This is a genomic window from Pseudomonas sp. TE3-3-F2023 (genome assembly GCF_036784815.1).
Lineage (GTDB): Bacteria > Pseudomonadota > Gammaproteobacteria > Pseudomonadales > Pseudomonadaceae > Aquipseudomonas > Aquipseudomonas pudica.
The window spans coordinates 4,784,976-4,799,964 of sequence record NZ_CP145113.1 but is presented as its reverse complement, the minus strand read 5'-3'; the positions used below and the strand labels follow the sequence as shown (position 1 = coordinate 4,799,964).

Genomic DNA, 14,989 nt, shown 5'->3' with positions numbered 1-14,989 from the left:
TGTATCTGCCCCCAAGACCGGTACAATGGCGCCACTCGCTGTTCAGCGAGCCTTGTAGTGGTGGCCCCATCGGTCCCCCCGCATTGATTACCCGTTAACCTGGTCAGGCCCGGAAGGGAGCAGCCATAGCGGGAACATCGAGTGCCGGGGTGTGGCTGGTGGGGCCGCCTCCATTTCAGGTCCTTGAATTCTCGAGGATTTCTCGCTTTACCCAGCTCGACAACTTCGGCCTGGTGAGAGCCTCCCTCTCCTCAAGCGCATTGGGAAGCTACGCGAACGAGGTTTTCAGAAAAGAGCCCTCGCTGATAAACGTAGACTTTCCCGCCCGTGTCCCCTTTGAACGTCTCGATCACATTGTCCGCGGCAACAGGGCTGCTCAGGATCACGCGATAGCTTCGGCTCGTATGGGTAACGTTCGGCGATTGCTGATTCTCTTGCAGCTTCTGCATGACGCAGGCGGAAAAAACTTCCGGAGATTTAGCGGTCACCAGCTCCTTTGTCGGCTGGTTAGGCGCGGATGCGCACCCCGCCAGCAGCGTGAGAGTGAAGGAGGCAGCAGCAAGAGGCATAAAGCGCATCAGACAGTTCCAGATTTGAGTTCAGGCGCCATTCTCCATTTCATTCGGTTGATAGAAAACAAGTAAATGTCGATGTTATCTATCATCGATCTTGATGAGTAACGAGCGTCCGAGCACCTGCTACATTCTGGCTGATCCCCCATTCGCTCCCACCAAGCCTTCATACCAACAGAAGCACTTTCCGGCCGTAGAACGGCATGGAAAGCTCCAGCTGATCGCCTCGAAAACGCGGCAAGCCGGATCGCTGAAAATCCTCCAGGATACGAAAATCTATGCGGGCAACTTCTCACAAGGTGAGTCGCAGGTGTTGGTGTTCGATCTACGGGCAACAGGCTCGGCACCTTCCAGGAAGCAATCCTTCGGGGCTGCAAGACGCAGGCATGTGCCCGGCGCCGGTAGGTGCCATCTGACTTCCATTCCTGCCGCGACCGCGCCGATGCAGCGGAGTAGGCGCTGTTGTCCTACCCGCATCGAAAGCCCGGTATCAGCAGGTATCCGTTACTTTAGAGAAACCTGTCCGGCCTCAAGTTTGAGCGCCTTGAGGCGCTTCAGCAGCGTGCTGATATTTGTGCGTGCCGAACCTTCATTGGCCAGCCGCAGGCGCTTGATCGCGATAACGGAGTCGCCAACGCCGGCGGTAAAGGGCGTCCGAATGATCTCTCGGAAAATAACGGTATTTGAAGCAGACTCGGTCAACGTATATTCAGCCTCGCAGGTAACTTCGAAATCCAAGCCAAAAATGGGTTGGTCGACGCGCAGCAGGTTGGCGCGCAGAGTGTAGGCAGCAGGTGCTTCGCCAAGCAGGTCAGCACTGGCAAGTGATTGTTTGAGTGCGGCACCGAAGTCAGGGCCGTCGATTTCCGAAGTCCAGAGCGGGTTGGTGGCGTCTCCGCCATTTACTTCGGTTACCTGAATGTTGCGATGCAGCCGTTGATCATAAAACTGCGCATCGGCCTGGTCGGATGCCACGGACATTCCGGAAATTTGAGCAGGCGAAGCGCACCCTGTGCAAAGGGCAATAAATACCGAGACTAGAAGCACACGGAAGTAGGTCACTTGAATAATCCTTGAGTGATATGCCGGTAAAGCAAGACGAAAGCCTTACATCGTGTATGGCTTCAACTATTGAAAGGCGCGCCGCGTTATCGTTGGGAACGTACAGACCTCAGGCCGATCGTTGCGCTGTGCGGCAGATGCCTTTACAGGTTGTACTTCTCATCGATTCTGCGTTTGTCGAGCGTGTAGCGTTTGAGGTCGATCGAGTCAGATTCCAGCTTGGCATCGAGTTCGTCCATGTCGTGCTTTTTCAGCGTTGCAACATGGGCTTTGGTGGCTTGGTAGTTGATCATCTCTGCAGCGTCATGCCCACTCACCGGGTCCCACAGAATGGAAAGCGGCCAGAACAGCAGGTTCACCACACCAAAGCCATATGCGCGACCGTAGAACGAACCGCCACCTGGAAGCAGGCCAAGGCCGGCAGCAAGCCCTGGGCTTTTCTCTTCAACTGCGAGGTTTCTGGCGCGATAGCTGGCAAGTTCCGACTCTTGGGCCGAATTGAGGCCGGTAGCACAACCAGTGGTCAGCGCTATCAGTGCGGCAGCGGTGAGATTTCGAATTGTGGACATGCAACATTTCCTGAGTGTGAGTACTGTTCTCGGCGCACGGCTGGGCGCGGAGGCGCGTAACTCTACACTGAGTAGTGGCTTATTGATATCGTATTGCCACTACTCTATTCAGGCGATGATGCATTCAGGTGGTGGTTTTATCCTGGTCACTTAAAGGCAACTGTTGAACTGCCCTTTTTTTTCCCATGCCCCGCCGCCGACAGCTTCATCAGCCGCTGGAATTTCGGGCATGCCAGGTGATCTTCCTCAGGGCACTGCGCCGCATGCCGCAAGCCTTTGCTCATCGCCTGCAAGCGCCTGATTCGTGCATCCAGTTCGTCGGCCTTGGCGATCAGCATCTGGCGGTCGACCTGCAGGTCCACCAGCATCGCCCCCACTTCCTCCAGCGAAAACCCCGCAGCCTGGCCCAGGGCGATCAGCGCCAGCCGTTCTGCAACATCGGCTGCGAACTGCCGCCGCTTGCCAGGCCCGGCAAGTGACTTGAGCAGGCCTTTCTTCTCGTAGTAGCGCAGCGTCGAGGCGGGTACGCCTGTGCGTTTGGCGACGTCGGCAATGTCCATTTCGGGCCCTTGACTTGAAGTTGACTTCAACTTCTATGCTGCGCGGCATGGTGATGACCGTCAATCTTCGAGGGCTTGTTCAATGACGTTTACTGCGATGTTTTCCGCCGCCTTGCCAATTGGTATCGGGGCCACGATGGTGATGGACTTGTGGGGGCTGCTGCTGAGGCGGATGGGTGTCGCCACGCTGAACTTCGCCATGGTCGGGCGTTGGGCGGGGCATTTGCTGCACGGGCGTGTGCGGCACCAGGCGATTGCCAAGGCGGAACCGGTGCGGCATGAGCTGGCGTTGGGGTGGGGGATTCATTACGCCATCGGCGTGCTGTTCGCGATGCTGCTGGTCGTGATCGTGGGGGAGGGCTGGTTGCTGGCACCTACATTGTTGCCTGCGCTGGTTGTTGGTGTGGTGACGGTCGTGGCGCCTTTGTGCTTCATGCAGCCGGCGATGGGCGCGGGGTTCTTTGCGTCGAGGACGCCGACGCCTGCGCGCAACTGCCTGAAGAGCCTGGCCACGCATTCTGTGTTTGGCGTGGGGATGTTCTTGAGTGCGGGTTTGCTGGCTTTGGCGTGAGGGCAGGGTGCTTGGTTAACGCGAGCGCACAATCCTGTGGGAGCGGGCATGCCCGCGAAGAGGGCAACTCGGTGGATGGCACCGGCTTTGCCGGTGTTCACGGGTGAACCCGCTCCCACAACGGGCGTACAAGGGGCGGGGGGGGCATCGGGTATGCGTGGCTCAGGGGCGAGCCACAGACATGGGTTCTTGGTTGCCCATCCCCCCATACCGCTGCACAATCCGCTCGATCTCCCCCGACTGCTTCATCTTCACCAGTGCCCGCAGCAGCCCTTGGGTCGGTATCGCCGGGTCATTGCGTACCATGCACCCCAGGTCCTGGTCCTCCAGCACCGCCAGCGCCTGCAATTGCTGCTCGGCGGGTAGCCCCTGATTGAACCACTGCAACGACAGCTGGTTGCTTACCGCATGCCGATAGCGCCCGGCTTGCAGCTTCTGCAGCACCAGCAACTGGCTGCGGCTGTCCTCGCGGTGCAGACGGCCCTGGTCCAGCAGCGGTTGCAAGGTCGAATAGGTATAGCCAAGCACTGTGCCGATGGCCTGGACAGGCAGTTGTTCCGGCGGCAGCGGGGTACTGTCACCCGCGCGGCCTACCAGCAGGTCTCGCTGGTGCAGCAGCGGGATGCTCCAGACAAAATTCCCCGGCCGGTCGTTGAACCACTGGGTGCTGACATAGCAGCGCACATCTATGTCACCGTTATTCATCGCCTCCTGCAGGCGCAGGCGGGCCATGACATGGTATTCGGGGCGTACGCCCACCTCCTTGGCCAAGGCCTGCATCAGGTCGTACAGCAAACCTTCCACCGGCTGGTCGCTTTCGATGCGCACCAGCGGCATGCTCCAGCTCTCGGCGACAGAAAAACGCAACACGGGCTGTTCAGCCTGGCTGTAGGTGTTCCACAGCAGCAACAGGGCCAGCAGTCTTCGCAAAGGCAATCCTCCCTGGATGGCGCGCCAGTTTCAAAGCTTAGCCGACTTGCGCAGGGTGCAATTTTGCCCCCGCTCCGCTAGCATTAGCGATCTTCCGCTCGATCAGGCTACGATGGTTTTTCGATGAGTTATCAGGTTCTTGCACGTAAATGGCGTCCGCGCTCGTTCCGCGAAATGGTCGGCCAGACCCATGTGCTCAAGGCCTTGATCAATGCCTTGGACAACCAGCGCCTGCACCACGCCTACCTGTTCACCGGTACCCGGGGCGTGGGCAAGACCACCATTGCCCGTATCATCGCCAAGTGCCTGAACTGCGAAACCGGCATCACCTCCACGCCCTGCGGCACCTGTTCGGTATGCCGGGAGATCGACGAAGGCCGTTTCGTCGACCTGATCGAGATCGACGCCGCCAGCCGCACCAAGGTCGAGGACACCCGCGAACTGCTCGATAACGTGCAGTACGCCCCGAGCCGTGGGCGCTTCAAGGTCTACCTGATCGACGAAGTGCACATGCTCTCGACCCACTCGTTCAACGCCTTGCTCAAGACGCTGGAAGAGCCGCCGCCCTACGTCAAGTTCATCCTCGCCACCACCGACCCGCAGAAACTGCCGGCCACCATCCTGTCGCGCTGCCTGCAGTTCTCGCTGAAGAACATGAGCCCGGAGCGGGTGGTCGAGCACCTCAGCCATGTTCTGTCCGCCGAAAACGTGCCATTCGAGCCGGATGCCCTGTGGCTGCTGGGGCGCGCGGCCGATGGTTCGATGCGCGACGCCATGAGCCTGACTGACCAGGCCATCGCCTTTGGCGAAGGCAAGGTGCTGGCCGCCGATGTGCGGGCCATGCTCGGCAGCCTCGATCATGGTCAGGTCTACGGGGTGCTGCAGGCGTTGCTCGAAGGCGATGCCCGGGCCTTGCTCGAGGCCGTGCGCAACCTGGCCGAGCAGGGGCCGGACTGGGCTGGCGTGCTGGCCGAGATGCTCAATGTGCTGCACCGCGTGGCCATTGCCCAGGCGCTGCCGGAGGCGGTGGACAACGGCCAGGGCGACCGCGAGCGGGTGCTGGCGCTGGCCTCGGCATTGCCAGCCGAGGACGTGCAGTTCTATTACCAGATGGGCCTGATCGGCCGCCGTGACCTGCCCTTGGCGCCGGACCCGCGCGGTGGTTTCGAAATGGTCCTGCTGCGCATGCTGGCGTTCCGCCCGGCCGACACCGACGACGCGCCGAAACCGGTACTAAAGCCAGTGGGGATCAGCCAGGCCACAGCTGATCCTGCAACACCGGTGGCAGCGCCGGCGGTTGCCGTGGCGCCGCCGGTCGCTGCTGTCGTGGAGCCTGTTGCTCCGGCTGCCGCGCCACAAGTGCAGGCGCCCGCAGCGGCCGAGCCAGCGCCGCAGCCGGTTGTCGAGCCAGTGGTGGCAGCTGAGCCTGCCCCGGTCAGCGAACCTGAGCCAGGACTAGAACCCGTGGCAGAGGTGGTTGACCTGCCGTGGGAAGAGCCCGCGCCAGTAGTTGCCGAGCCTGTGCCGGCTCCAGCTCCGCCCGCTGCACCCACGCCGGCACCTGCCGCCCCGGCACACGACGAGGAGCCGCCCTTCGACCCGTCCGCCTATGCCGCCGTGGGCATGGACCGCGACGATGAACCGCCCCTGGACGAAGACTATTACGGCGGCGAAAGCGACCCGGTCGGCTTCAGCTACCTGGACGAACTGGCCGAACACGTCCAGGAAGAAGCACCCAAGCCGGCAGCCGAACCGCTGCCCGCAGCCAAGCCGGCTACCGGCCTGGCCCTGCAATGGCTGGAATTATTCCCACAGTTGCCTGTGTCCGGTATGACAGGCAACATCGCGGCGAACTGTACGTTGATTGCAGCCGATGGTGACGACTGGCTGCTGCACCTGGACCCTGGCCAGGGTGCGCTGTTCAACGCCACCCAGCAGCGGCGCCTTAACGAAGCGCTCAACCAGCACCTGGGGCGCACGCTGAACCTGCGCATCGAGCTGATCCTGCCTGAGCAGGAAACCCCGGCCCAGGCAGCGGCGCGCAAACGCGCCGAGCGCCAGCAGGACGCAGTCACCTCGATCGAGCAGGATCCGTTGATCCAGCAGATGATCAAGTTGTTCGGCGCCAAGGTGCGGCAGGATACTATTGAGCCTGTAGAAGCCCTGGTTGACCAGGGCCAGTAACGGATAACCATGCGGCCGGCCCGGTGCCGGGCCGCATCACATGACCCAATCGAGGTATACCCCCATGATGAAAGGTGGCATGGCCGGCCTGATGAAGCAGGCCCAGCAGATGCAGGAAAAGATGCAGAAGATGCAGGAAGAGCTGGCCAACGCCGAAGTCACCGGCCAGTCCGGTGGTGGCCTGGTTAGCGTGGTGATGACCGGTCGTCACGACGTCAAGCGTGTCAGCATCGACCAGAGCCTGATGTCGACTGATGAAGACGACAAGGAAGTGCTGGAAGACCTGATCGCCGCCGCGCTGAACGACGCCGTGCGCAAGGTCGAGCAGAACAGCCAGGACAAGATGGGCAGCATGACCGCCGGCATGCAGCTGCCGCCGGGCTTCAAGATGCCGTTCTAAGGGCATTTGCGTTACCGAAAACCGCCGCTGATGACAGCGGCGGTTTTTTGTGCGTTTCTGCAGCCTGCACGGTCTTTGTAGGAGCGGCCTTGTGTCGCGAAAGGGCTGCGCAGCAGCCCCGGCAATCCATGCTGCGAAGCTGACAACCTGAGGCCGCTTCGCGCCCCATCGCGACACAAGGCCGGTCATACAGGGACCGCGCAAGCCATGCGATGTGCGCATGGCTGATTTGACGCCACTGCCCCCGCTGGGTATAAACCGCCTCTTATTTGTTTGTCAGGCCTTTCCCATGAGCTTCAGCCCTCTCATCCGCCAACTGATCGATGCCCTGCGTATTCTGCCGGGTGTCGGCCAGAAAACCGCCCAGCGCATGGCCCTGCAACTGCTCGAACGTGACCGCAGCGGCGGCCTGCGCCTGGCCCAGGCCTTGACCCAGGCCATGGAGGGGGTTGGGCATTGCCGTCAGTGCCGCACCCTGACCGAGCAGGAGCTGTGCCCGCAATGCGCCGACACGCGCCGTGACGATACCCAGTTGTGTGTGGTCGAAGGGCCGACCGATGTGTATGCAGTGGAGCAGACCGGCTATCGTGGCCGCTACTTCGTGCTCAAGGGCCACTTGTCGCCGCTGGACGGGCTGGGGCCGGAGGCGATCGGGATTCCGCAGCTGATGGCGCGGATCGAGGAGCAGGGCACCTTCACCGAGGTGATCCTGGCGACCAACCCGACGGTGGAAGGCGAGGCCACGGCGCATTACATTGCCCAGTTGCTGAGCGAGAAGGGCCTGGTGGCGTCGCGGATTGCCCATGGCGTGCCATTGGGCGGCGAGCTGGAGCTGGTGGATGGTGGGACCTTGGCCCATGCGTTTGCGGGGCGTCGGCCGATTTCGCTCTGATCGAGAATTGTTGGGGCCGCTTTGCGGCCTATCGCCGGCAAGCCAGCTCCCACAGGGTTGCCGCAGGGCTGATGGCAGCGCCGTACTTGTGGGAGCTGGCTTGCCGGCGATAGGGCGCAAAGCGCCCTCGAATACTCAGTATTCGCTGAGCGAAAACTCGGTCAGGCAGAAAGTCGGTACCCCGGCCGCCTGCAGCCGGCGCGATCCGTCCAGCTCCGGCAGATCGATGATCGCCGCCGCCTCGAACACTTGGGCACCGGTCCGGCGCACCAGGTTGGCCGCTGCCAGCAGCGTACCGCCAGTAGCAATCAGGTCATCGAAGATCAACACCGAATCCCCTTCGCACAGGCTGTCGGCATGCACTTCCAGGAAGGCTTCGCCGTACTCGGTCTGGTAACCCTCGCTCAGCACGTCAGCCGGCAGCTTGCCCTGCTTGCGGAACAGGATCAGGGGCTTGTTCAGCTGGTGGGCGATGATCGAGCCGATCAGGAAGCCTCGGGCGTCCATTGCGCCGATGTGGCTGAACTCGGCTTCGACATAGCGTTCGATGAACTGGTCGGCCACATAGCGCAGCCCGCGCGGCGACTGGAACAGCGGGGTGATATCGCGGAAGATCACGCCCGGTTTGGGGAAGTCCACTACCGGGCGGATCAGGGCTTTGAGGTCGAAGGCGTCGCTGTGCATTGTTGCGGGTATCCTGGGAAAACGAATGCCCAAGTATACCCGCTAAACGCCGGCCTCAGGCCTCCATTGCGCCACCGGCCAGCGCGCACAGCTGGATCGGGTCGAGAATGTGCACTTCCTTGCCTTCGGCACGGATCAGGCCATTCTGCTGGAAGCGGGTGAACACCCGCGACACGGTTTCAACTGCCAGGCCCAGGTAGTTGCCGATTTCGTTGCGCGACATGCTCAGGCGGAACTGGTTGGCCGAATAGCCGCGGGCGCGGAAGCGTGCCGACAGGTTGACCAGGAAGGTGGCAATGCGCTCGTCAGCGGTCTTTTTCGACAGCAGCAGCATCATCTGCTGATCGTCGCGGATTTCCCGGCTCATTACCCGCATCAGCTGGCGGCGTAGCTGCGGCAGCTGCACCGACAGCTCGTCGAGGCGTTCGAACGGGATTTCACACACCGAAGTCGTCTCCTGGGCCTGGGCCGACACCGGGTAGGCTTCGGTGTCCATGCCCGACAGGCCGACCAGCTCACTGGGCAGGTGGAAGCCGGTGATCTGCTCTTCGCCGCTGTCGCTGAGGCTGAAGGTTTTCAGCGCGCCGGAACGTACCGCGTAGACCGAGCCGAAATTGTCGCCCTGGCGGAACAGGAACTCGCCTTTTTTCAACGGCCGCCCACGCTTGACGATTTCATCCAGTGCATCCATGTCTTCCAGGTTGAGCGACAGAGGCAGGCACAGGGGGGCCAGGCTGCAGTCCTTGCAATGGGCCTGGTTGTGTGGGCGCAGTTTGACTGGCTCGGACATTTTCATTCGATCCTTGTGGGAAAGCACACATAAGACGTAAGGGTAACTCACGGCGTAGGTTGTAGGCCAGCGTGCGCTGTTGTGGTGCGACCTGGCCAGGCCCCGGCGGGTGTACGCCGGGGCCTTCGCTGTGCCCATGGTGTGCCTGGCAAGGAACTTTGTCCATGCGGTTGAACGACTCGGTTTCAGATCACCCGCGAGAAGCGCTGGCGGTTGTGCATCGCCAGGTAGGCGTCGAACACCATGCACACCGAGCGCGCCAGCAGGCGGCCGGCCGGCAGGATGCGGATGCCTTTGTCGTCCAGGCGGATCAGCCCGTCGCGCTGCAAGGTCAGCAGTTCTGGCCAGAGGTCGTTGAAGTAGCCGCGAAAATCGATGGTGAAGGCCTGTTCGATCGGCTCGAAATCCAGCTCGAAATGGCAGATCAGTTGCTGGATCACTGCCCGGCGGATGCGGTCGTCGTGGTTGCACAGCAGGCCGCGCTGGGTGGCCAGCTGGGCGTTCGACAGGCTGTCCTGATAGGTGTTTAGGTCGCTGCTGTTCTGGCAGTACAGGTCGCCGATCTGGCTGATGGCCGACACGCCCAGACCGATCAGGTCGCAGTGCCCATGGGTGGTGTAGCCCTGGAAGTTGCGCTGCAGGGTGCCTTCTTCCTGGGCGATGGCCAGCTCGTCGTCGGGCAGGGCGAAGTGATCCATGCCGATGTAACGGTAGCCTGCAGCGGTCAGCTGGTCGATGGTGGCGTGCAGCATCTCCAGCTTGGCGGCCGCGCTGGGCAGGTCATTGCTGTCGATGCGCCGTTGCGGCATGAAGCGCTCGGGCAGGTGCGCGTAATTGAACACCGAGAGGCGGTCGGGTTGCAGGCGGATCACTTCTTCGACGGTGCGGGCAAAGCCTTCCGGGGTTTGTTTGGGCAGGCCGTAGATCAGGTCGAGGTTGATCGAGCGGAACTGCAGGGTGCGTGCGGCTTCGATCAGGGTGCGGGTCTGCTCGAGGCTCTGCAGGCGGTTGACTGCGCGCTGCACGGCCGGGTCGAGGTCCTGCACGCCCAGGCTGACGCGGTTGAAGCCCAGTTCGCGGAGCAGGCCCATGGTCGACCAGTCGGCTTCGCGCGGGTCGATCTCGATGCCATAGTCGCCGGAGTCGTCGTCCAGCAGGTGGAAGTGCTGGCGCAGGGTGGCCATCAGCTGGCGCAGTTCCACATGGCTGAGGAAGGTTGGCGTGCCGCCGCCAAAATGCAGCTGTTCGACACGCTGTTTAGGGTCAAGGTGGCAGGCGATCAGCTGGATTTCCTGCTCCAGGCGCTGCAGGTAGGGCGCGGCGCGGCCGCGGTCCTTGGTGATCACCTTGTTGCAGGCGCAGTAGTAGCAGATGTTGGCGCAGAACGGCACATGCACGTACAGCGACAGCGGGCGCGCGGCCCGACGGCTTTCGCGCAGGGCGTGGAGCAGGTCGAACGAGCCCACTTCGCTGTGCAGTTGCACGGCAGTCGGGTAAGAGGTGTAGCGTGGTCCGGCCAAGTCGTAGCGGCGGATCAGGTCGGTATCCCAACGAAGGTCGTCGAGCATGAGGGCGGTCCCCGGAAAGAGCAGCAGTGCCCCGGAGTCTATGGCCGTCTGTAGGAATCTGTGTTGATTTGTATCAAGGGCATTGGGGCTGCTCTGCAGCCCTTCGCGGGCTTGCCCGCTCCCACAGGGGTACACATGATCCTGTAGGAGCGGGCATGCCCGCGAAGGGTCGCAAAGCGGCCCCCCTCAATGCCCCATCAACCAGTGCTGGTGCGGCCCCGGCATGGTCCAGATACCAAACAGCATCACCAGCACCCCGCCAGCCACCCGCACACTGCGTCTTTTCAACAAAATGTTTACCCGCTCCGCGGCTAATCCGGTAGCCAGCAATACCGGCCAGGTCCCCACGCCGAACGCCAGCATCAGCGCCGCGCTGTACCCGGCATTGCCTTGGCTGGCCGCCCACAGCAAGGTGCTGTACACCAACCCGCACGGCAACCACCCCCACAAGGCCCCCAGCAACAACGCCCGCGGCACGCTGGACACTGGCAGCAAGCGCGACGCCACTGGCTGGATATGCCGCCACAGCCCCCGGCCCAGCGCCTCGATGCGGGTCAGCCCGCTCCACCAGCCGGCCAGGTACAACCCCATGGCGATCAAAAGCAGCGCCGCCACCACCCGCAATGCCAGCGCCGCCGGGCTGCTGGCCACGGCCCAGCCGGCCAGGCCCAGCAGCAGGCCGGCACAGGCATAACTGAGAATGCGCCCAAGGTTGTACGCCAGCAGCAGGCGCAAGCGCCGGCCACGTTGTTCGGGCGGTATGGCAAGGGTCAGCGCACCCATCAGGCCGCCGCACATGCCCAGGCAGTGGCCGCCACCGAGCAGCCCGAGGATCAACGCCGAGCCCAGCAGGGGCAGCAGGTCAGGCACGAGGTGGGGGTTCCTTGTCGGTGTCGGCCTCGTCAGGCTTCACCGCCGCCTGGTGGCGCGGGTCCTGGTCGTCGAACAGGATGCTGTGGGCAGGGCTTTCCAGGTCGTCGTACTGGCCGCTGTCCACCGCCCAGAAGAAGATGTACACGGCCACGCCGACCAGCAGCAGGGCTGCGGGGATCATGACATAGAGTGCGGGCATGACGACTTCCTCCCGGGCAAGGGCGCTTCGTTCGCTGGCAGGCCCGATGCCAGGTGCAGGCGGGTCAGGCGCAGGGCGTTGAGTACCACGATCAGTGAACTGACCGACATGCCGATGGCTGCCCAAACCGGGGTGATCCAGCCAAGCGCGGCGAACGGTAACATCAGGCCATTATACAAAGTCGCCCACAGCAGGTTCTCGAGGATGTTGCGGCGGGTGCGGCGGGCCAGCTCGAAGGCCTGTACCAGCGCCTGCAGGCGGTTGGACAGCAGCACGGCATCGGCGCTGGTCTTGGCCAGGTCGGTGGCGCTGCCCATGGCGATGCTGATGTCGGCGGCAGCCAGTACCGGCACGTCGTTGACCCCGTCACCCAGCATCAGCACCTTGCGCCCGGCCGCCTGCAGCGCCTTCAGCCGGTCCAGTTTGTCGTCCGGACGCAGGCCGCCGATGGCCTGGTCGATGCCTAGCTGCGCGGCCACTTCGGCAACCATCGGCGAGTTGTCGCCCGACAGCAGTACCGTGCGCCAGCCACGGGCCTTGCAGGCCGCCAGCAGGGCAGGGGCATCGTCGCGCAGGCGGTCGTCCAGGCCGAACCAGGCCAGTGGGCCCAGGCGGTCGCCCAGCAGCAGCCACTGGCCGCGCGGCTCTGGCACGGCGGGGATTTCCGCGCCGCTCAGGGCGCAGACGAAGGTGGCCTGGCCAATGCGCAGGCGCTGGCCTTCGACCAGCCCTTCCAGGCCCAGGCCCGGTACGCTCTGCACGTCTTCAGCAGGCGTTGCGGTGCGGCCGAAGGCGCGGGCGATGGGGTGTTCGGAGCGGTTCTCCAGCGCCGCGGCCAGGGCCAGGCAGCGGTCGGCGGGCAGGCTGCCGAGCGGGCGAATGCTGCGCAAGGTCAGGCGGCCCTCGGTCAGCGTGCCGGTCTTGTCGAAAATCACCGTGTCGATCTGGTTCAGGCCTTCCAGCACATGGCCACGGGTCACCAGCAGGCCGAGCTTGTGCAAGGTGCCGGTGGCCGCAGTAAGCGCGGTTGGCGTTGCCAGGGACAGTGCGCAGGGGCAGGTCGCTACCAGCATTGCCAGCACGATCCAGAACGCCCGCGCCGGGTCCAGGTGCCACCACCACAGGCCGATGGCCGCGGCGGCCAGCAGCGAGAACAGCAGGAACCACTGCGAGGCCCGGTCGGCGATTTCGGCCAGGCGAGGTTTTTCGGTCTGGGCGCGTTCCAGCAGGCGGACGATGGCTGACAACCGCGAGTCGTGGCCGAGGGCTTCGACTTCCACGTTCAGGGTGCTTTCGACGTTCAGGGTACCGCCGGTGACCCGCTCGCCGACCCGCCGTGGTTGCGGCAGGTATTCACCGGTCAGCAACGATTCATCGACGCTGGAGCGGCCTTCGACGATGCGCCCGTCGGCGGGGATTACCGCACCTGGCAGCACCTGCACCGTGTCACCGCACTGCAGTTCGCTGAGCAGGATACGCTCGCTGCGGCCGGCGGCGTCCAGGCGCAGGCACGAGGCCGGCAGCAGGTTGACCAGTTGCGCAGTGGCCGCAGCGGTACGTTCGCGGGCGCGGCGCTCCAGGTATCGGCCGGTGAGCAGGAACAGCGCGAACATGCCCACGGTGTCGAAATACAGCTCGCCGCTGCCGGTGATGGCGGTCCAGATTCCGGCGCCGAAGGCCAGGCCAATGGCCAGCGATACCGAAACGTCCATGGTCAGGTGGCGGGTACGCAGGTCGCGTGCCGCGCCCTTGAAGAACGGTGCGCAGCTGTAGAACACGATGGGGATGGTGAGGAACAGCGCCACCCAGCGCAGGATGGTGTGCAGTTCGGGCGACAGGTCGATATTGAATTCCGGCCAGGTGGCCATGGTTGCCATCATCGCCTGGAACCACAGCAGCCCGGCCACGCCCAGGCGGCGCAGGGCGCTGCGGTTCTCGCTGGCCAGCTGCTCGGCGGCCTGATCGGGCTGATAAGGGTGGGCGGCGTAGCCGATCTGGCGCAGCTCGGCGAGCAGGCGCGAGAGCGGCAGTTGCTTGTCGTGCCAGTTCAGCAGCAGGCGGTGGTTGGACAGGTTCAGGCGCGCCTCGGCGACGCCGGGCAGGTTGCGCAGGTGCTTTTCGATCAGCCAGCCGCAGGCGGCGCAGCTGATGCCTTCGACCAGCAGGGTGGTTTCGGCCAGGTCGCCAGCATGGCGGACGAAGGTTTGCTGTACGTCGCTGCGGTCGTAGAGGGCCAGTTCGTCCTGTAGCTGCCTGGGCAGGGCCTCGGGGTTGGCGCTGTTGTCGCTGCGGTGCTGGTAGTAGTGCTCCAGGCCCCCGGCGACGATCGACTCGGCTACCGCCTGGCAGCCGGGGCAGCAGAACTGCCGGGGCTGGCCGAGGACCACGGCGGTGAAGCGGCTGCCGGCGGGGACGGGCAGGGCGCAGTGGTAGCAGGGGGTGGGCTGGGTCATCACATCATTTGCCTTACACAAATCGGCTGGTTGGGCACGGGGCCTGTGGGAGCGGGTTCACCGGCGAACGCGTCAGATCCGGCGATGATGTTTTCAGGCCTGACGCCTTCGCGGGCAAACCCGCTCCCACAAGAAGCGGCGGAGGTGCGTTTATTGGTGCTCGGCCCCCTGGAGCGCTTCATCACCCAGCTGCAAGGTCACACCATGCTCCACCTTTTCTTCCTCGAACAGGCGCCAAACCTGGCCGCCTTCGCTACCCAGCAGCTCGACGAAGCGCCGCCCGTCAACCTTGTCCTCCAGCTGCCCCACATAGCGGCCAGCCTCGACCCGGCTCAGCAGCACCTTGCGGTCTTTCTCCGGCTGGGTTGGCGAGATCAGGTTCAGCTCCAGGCTCTGCGGGTCGCTGTCGCCGGCCAGGCGCACATCCACTTCGCCGGTCAGTTCGTCCAGGTGCACGCCGGCCTTCAGGCCCAGCGTCTGCGCCAGCAGTTCCCGGTCCAGCGAGCGGTTGATGCCCTTGCCAGCTTCGTAGTAGTTGTCGTTCACCAGGTTGTCCGGGTTGTGCACGGCGATGCTGACCATGGTCAGGCTCAGGCACACCGAGGTGGCGAGGATGCCGATGATGATCCAGGGCCAGAGGTGCTTGTACCAGGGGCTGGCGGCGGTGGCAGGCATTGTGGGT

At 63.6% G+C, this 14,989-nt stretch carries 16 protein-coding genes and 1 other RNA gene; 5 read left to right on the top strand and 12 right to left on the bottom strand.

The features are described from left to right. The first annotated feature begins 67 nt into the window (after positions 1 to 67). Positions 68 to 164, top strand: an RNA gene (gene ffs, locus V3314_RS22080) — signal recognition particle sRNA small type. Between the two features lie 87 nt (positions 165 to 251). Here the strand turns inward: ffs and V3314_RS22075 are convergent. From V3314_RS22075 to V3314_RS22060, 4 genes are all read right to left on the bottom strand, one after another. Further along, positions 252 to 578 (bottom strand): hypothetical protein, encoded by a 327-nt coding sequence (locus V3314_RS22075; protein ID WP_046615046.1) that lies wholly within the window; start codon positions 576 to 578, stop codon positions 252 to 254. 498 nt (positions 579 to 1,076) lie between these two features. Further along, positions 1,077 to 1,634, bottom strand: coding sequence for a hypothetical protein (locus V3314_RS22070; protein WP_338459642.1), 558 nt, complete (start codon positions 1,632 to 1,634; stop codon positions 1,077 to 1,079). 143 nt (positions 1,635 to 1,777) lie between these two features. After that, positions 1,778 to 2,203, bottom strand: coding sequence for a hypothetical protein (locus V3314_RS22065; RefSeq protein ID WP_015271150.1), 426 nt, complete (start codon positions 2,201 to 2,203; stop codon positions 1,778 to 1,780). A gap of 146 nt (positions 2,204 to 2,349) precedes the next feature. Continuing rightward, on the bottom strand, positions 2,350 to 2,763 hold the full coding sequence (locus V3314_RS22060) for a helix-turn-helix domain-containing protein (RefSeq protein ID WP_135002848.1): 414 nt from the start codon (positions 2,761 to 2,763) through the stop codon (positions 2,350 to 2,352). Positions 2,764 to 2,845: 82 nt separating this feature from the next. Between V3314_RS22060 and V3314_RS22055 the strand changes: the two genes are divergently transcribed. After that, positions 2,846 to 3,334: a DUF2938 domain-containing protein gene (locus V3314_RS22055; RefSeq protein WP_046615049.1), complete on the top strand. Its 489-nt coding sequence runs from the start codon at positions 2,846 to 2,848 to the stop codon at positions 3,332 to 3,334. 162 nt (positions 3,335 to 3,496) lie between these two features. Here the strand turns inward: V3314_RS22055 and V3314_RS22050 are convergent, their stop codons facing one another. Continuing rightward, positions 3,497 to 4,264 (bottom strand): transporter substrate-binding domain-containing protein, encoded by a 768-nt coding sequence (locus tag V3314_RS22050; RefSeq protein ID WP_135002847.1) that lies wholly within the window; start codon positions 4,262 to 4,264, stop codon positions 3,497 to 3,499. A 123-nt stretch (positions 4,265 to 4,387) separates the two neighbouring features. Between V3314_RS22050 and dnaX the strand changes: the two genes are divergently transcribed. From dnaX to recR, 3 genes are all read left to right on the top strand, one after another. Beyond that, a complete protein-coding gene (gene dnaX / locus V3314_RS22045) occupies positions 4,388 to 6,448 on the top strand; it encodes a DNA polymerase III subunit gamma/tau (RefSeq protein WP_338459641.1) in 2,061 nt (686 codons plus the stop codon). Positions 6,449 to 6,512: 64 nt separating this feature from the next. Continuing rightward, positions 6,513 to 6,848, top strand: a complete 336-nt coding sequence (locus V3314_RS22040; RefSeq protein ID WP_003259671.1) for a YbaB/EbfC family nucleoid-associated protein — start codon at positions 6,513 to 6,515, stop codon at positions 6,846 to 6,848. Positions 6,849 to 7,137: 289 nt separating this feature from the next. Then, positions 7,138 to 7,740: a recombination mediator RecR gene (recR, locus tag V3314_RS22035; protein WP_003259670.1), complete on the top strand. Its 603-nt coding sequence runs from the start codon at positions 7,138 to 7,140 to the stop codon at positions 7,738 to 7,740. Positions 7,741 to 7,875: 135 nt separating this feature from the next. Here the strand turns inward: recR and V3314_RS22030 are convergent, their stop codons facing one another. From V3314_RS22030 to V3314_RS22000, 7 genes are all read right to left on the bottom strand, one after another. After that, positions 7,876 to 8,424 carry an adenine phosphoribosyltransferase gene (locus V3314_RS22030; RefSeq protein WP_009683910.1) on the bottom strand — a complete coding sequence of 183 codons (549 nt, stop codon included), beginning with the start codon at positions 8,422 to 8,424 and terminating at the stop codon, positions 7,876 to 7,878. Between the two features lie 55 nt (positions 8,425 to 8,479). Next, entirely contained in the window at positions 8,480 to 9,214 is a 735-nt protein-coding gene (gene fnrA / locus V3314_RS22025; protein WP_015271145.1) for a Crp/Fnr family transcriptional regulator FnrA, read from the bottom strand. Between the two features lie 185 nt (positions 9,215 to 9,399). After that, positions 9,400 to 10,782: an oxygen-independent coproporphyrinogen III oxidase gene (gene hemN, locus V3314_RS22020; protein ID WP_025340016.1), complete on the bottom strand. Its 1,383-nt coding sequence runs from the start codon at positions 10,780 to 10,782 to the stop codon at positions 9,400 to 9,402. A 186-nt stretch (positions 10,783 to 10,968) separates the two neighbouring features. Further along, on the bottom strand, positions 10,969 to 11,652 hold the full coding sequence (locus V3314_RS22015) for a sulfite exporter TauE/SafE family protein (RefSeq protein WP_046615052.1): 684 nt from the start codon (positions 11,650 to 11,652) through the stop codon (positions 10,969 to 10,971). Beyond that, complete coding sequence (gene ccoS / locus V3314_RS22010) at positions 11,645 to 11,854, bottom strand: cbb3-type cytochrome oxidase assembly protein CcoS (protein WP_046615053.1); 210 nt, start codon at positions 11,852 to 11,854, stop codon at positions 11,645 to 11,647. The genes V3314_RS22015 and ccoS overlap by 8 nt, the downstream gene beginning before the upstream one ends. Continuing rightward, the gene (locus V3314_RS22005) at positions 11,833 to 14,307 is read right to left on the bottom strand and encodes a heavy metal translocating P-type ATPase (RefSeq protein WP_338459640.1); all 2,475 of its coding nucleotides are present in this window, start codon (positions 14,305 to 14,307) and stop codon (positions 11,833 to 11,835) included. The genes ccoS and V3314_RS22005 overlap by 22 nt, the downstream gene beginning before the upstream one ends. A 150-nt stretch (positions 14,308 to 14,457) precedes the next feature. Then, a complete protein-coding gene (locus tag V3314_RS22000; RefSeq protein ID WP_046615055.1) occupies positions 14,458 to 14,982 on the bottom strand; it encodes a FixH family protein in 525 nt (174 codons plus the stop codon). Between the last annotated feature and the right edge of the window lie 7 nt (positions 14,983 to 14,989).